3 protein-coding genes are annotated in these 2886 nt (G+C 63.5%); 2 read left to right on the top strand and 1 reads right to left on the bottom strand.

The features are described 5' to 3' along the window. The coding region (locus WCA53_RS26505; RefSeq protein WP_423917571.1) for a porin at positions 1 to 641 on the top strand (641 nt) is incomplete at its 5' end. Positions 642 to 843: 202 nt separating this feature from the next. After that, complete coding sequence (locus WCA53_RS26500) at positions 844 to 1584, top strand: GntR family transcriptional regulator (protein WP_423917566.1); 741 nt, start codon at positions 844 to 846, stop codon at positions 1582 to 1584. 102 nt (positions 1585 to 1686) lie between these two features. On the opposite strand, the gene WCA53_RS26495 is transcribed toward WCA53_RS26500, so the two are convergent. After that, the coding region (locus tag WCA53_RS26495) for a 3-hydroxyacyl-CoA dehydrogenase NAD-binding domain-containing protein (RefSeq protein WP_423917563.1) at positions 1687 to 2886 on the bottom strand (1200 nt) is incomplete at its 5' end.

Here is a 2886-nt window from a genome sequence, read left to right as displayed (position 1 = left end):
CGGGCGTAATGTACGGTTTCAGCAACGTCCCGAACGGTTTCGGAGGCACGCCCACGGGGAACCCCCGCGTAATCAGCGCTGGCATCAAATTCAGCCCGACAGGCACGTTCAACGCGCCGTACTCGATGGCCGCCGTGATTACCAAGACCGACGGCGGGAACGCCGCGCGCGGTGTCGGCACGATGGCCCAGGTCGCACTGGACGCGAAGTCGATCTATACGGTCGCGATTGGCGGCGAGGCGCAGGTGACCGACGCGATCTCGCTGAATGGCCTGTACACCTACACGAATGCATCGCAAAGCCCCCTTGGTGTCGTCACCGTGGGCGCCTACGAGCTCGGTGCAAGTTACCGGTTCTCGCCGTTCCTGACCTTGGGCGGAGGTTTCAGCTACGTTGATCAACACAGGCTCGGCAAGTACGACCTTTACAGCGTGGGCCTCGATTACCACCTCTCCAAGGGTACCGATGTGTACCTCTTCGGGACTCTGCAGCATGCATTCGCGGGCCAGAAGTATGCGGACAACTTTCTCGTCTCCACGCCGTATTCGGTACCGGGCGCGGGCGGTTCGCTATACGGCAACCTCGCGTCCACCACCTCTAATCAGCTAGCTGCACAGGTTGGCATTCGCCACCTCTTCTGACGGGCGGCCTGCGCGGCGCGCAGCGCCTCTGCTAACCCGCCGGGTACGAGCGGCGTCGCGCGTTAGCGTGGCGCCGCTTTTCGTTATTGCGGTGGACCGGACTGGGCGTCTGGTATACCTGCGCGGTATCATATGGCACTTGCGCGATGATGCCGTCCTCTGGTCGCATCGCGGCCCTCGACAACCTATTGCGTCCCATCCAATGAGTCAGTCCCCAAAACCCAGCCGCTCGACCGAAGTCAAGGCGATCCTGGAAGCGGAAATCGAGCGAGGCGAGCTCGTACCCGGCATGGCGCTCGACGAGCGCGCGCTCGCCGCTCGCTTCAACGTATCTCGCACCCCGATCCGCGAGGCGCTGCAGCAGCTCGCTGCCCAGCAGTACGTGCAGATCGTGCCGCGCCAGGGCGTGTTCGTCACCAAGATGACGGTGCCTCAATTGCGCGACATGCTTGAACTGCTCAGCGAGCTTGAGGTCGTTTCGGCGCGGCTTGCTGCGCGTCGTATGAACGATGCGCAGCGCGCCGAACTGCAACGCACCATCGACGAAGGCGTCGAGGCGCTCAATCAGGGCGACGCGCGCCGTTTCGCACGCATCAACGTGGATTTTCATGAAGTGATCTGCGCGGCCTGTCATAACGACTATCTTGCCGACGAGATCCGCTCGATTCGCCGTCTGATTTCACGTTACCGGCCCAAACCGTTCCTTGCGCCGAGCCGGCGCGAGAAGGTGATCGCCGAACACCAGGCGCTCGCGCAGGCGCTGCTTTCGGGCGACGAGACCGCCGCCGGCAATATCATGGCGCAGCATTCCCCAGGCGGGGAGGCAGGTTTCTCCGAGTTTCTTGCGACTTTGCCGGCGGCGTTTTTCAACGACGCGCCAGTCGTGCTGTCGCGCGACACGACCGCGGCCGAGCTGCTGGATAACACGCAGGGCACCGACTGACCGGACGGATTACCGGCAATCAATCGGAAAATGGGCCGCGGCATTGCCGTGGCCCATCTGCGTTTCAGGCGTGCAACGTCAGTTGCAGGCGCCTGCTCTAGCCTAGAGATCGGCGAAACGGCCGTTCGTGGCGGCGAGCTTTTCCAGCAGCGGTGCCGGCTTCCACCAGTATCCGTACTCCTCGTAAAAGCGCTGCACGTCGCGGTAGACGTTCGCGACACCGATCTGGTCCGCGTAATACATCGGGCCGCCGCGATGCGCCGGGAAACCATAGCCTGTCACGTAGACGACGTCGATGTCGCTCGCGCGCAGTGCAATTCGTTCGTCGAGCAGCTTCGCGCCTTCGTTGATCATCCCGTACACGCAACGCTTGATGATTTCTTCGGCCGTAATGGGGCGGCGGGTGAGGCCGAGGCGGCCCGATTCCTCGACGATGAACTGCTCCAGTTCGGGATCGCGCTGCGGATCGCGGCTGCCTGGCTCATAGCGGTACCAGCCCTTGCCGCTCTTCTGGCCGAGACGGCCCATCTCGACGAGCTTCATGATCAGGTCGTTCCAACGGCGGTCGGTGGGACGCGTCGTCATCTGCGCCTTGCGCGTCTGATAACCGACGTCATTGCCCGCCATGTCGTGCACCGCGAAGATGCCCATCGCGTAGCCAAAGTCCCTGAGCGCCGAGTCCACCTCATGCGGCAGCGCGCCGTCTTCCACGAGGAAGTGCGCCTCGCGGTTGTAGCTGCGAAATAGCGCGTTGCCGATGAAGCCCGGATAGATGCGTGCGAGGACCGACACCTTCCCCATGCGCCGGCCAAGATCCATCAGCGTGACGATGACATCGTCGGCAGTCTGCGCTGCGCGCACTACTTCGAGCAGGCGCATCACGTGCGCGGGACTAAAGAAGTGAGCACCGACCACGTCAGCGGGACGCTTCGTGACCGCCGCGATCTCGTCGATGTCGAGGCCCGAGGTGTTCGTGGCGAGGACTGCTCCTGGCTTCGCGTACTGGTCGATTTCGCGAAAAATTCCCTGCTTGAGCCCGAGGTCCTCGAACACCGCCTCGACCACGATATCGGCATTCTTCACGTCCGCAATCGAGAGCGAGCCCGTGATGTGCGCGAGCCGCTCGTCACGCACAGCGGGGTCGAGCCTGCCGCGCTTGACGCTGTTTTCATAGTTCTCGCGGATCCGGGCGAGACCCCGTGTCAGGCCGCCTTCATCCGCATCGATCAGCGTGACGGGGATGCCGGCGGCGGCGAGCGCCATTGCGATGCCGCCGCCCATCGTGCCGGCGCCGATCACGGC

This window comes from Caballeronia sp., assembly GCF_049581465.1.
In the GTDB taxonomy this organism is placed as follows: Bacteria; Pseudomonadota; Gammaproteobacteria; order Burkholderiales; family Burkholderiaceae; genus Caballeronia.
This window is presented reverse-complemented; position numbering and strand designations above follow the sequence as displayed.

Bases quoted from the DNA above. Each gene is read 5' to 3' on its own strand.
- WCA53_RS26500 (WP_423917566.1), top strand. From the start codon at position 844: ATGAGTCAGTCCCCAAAACCCAGCCGCTCGACCGAAGTCAAGGCGATC.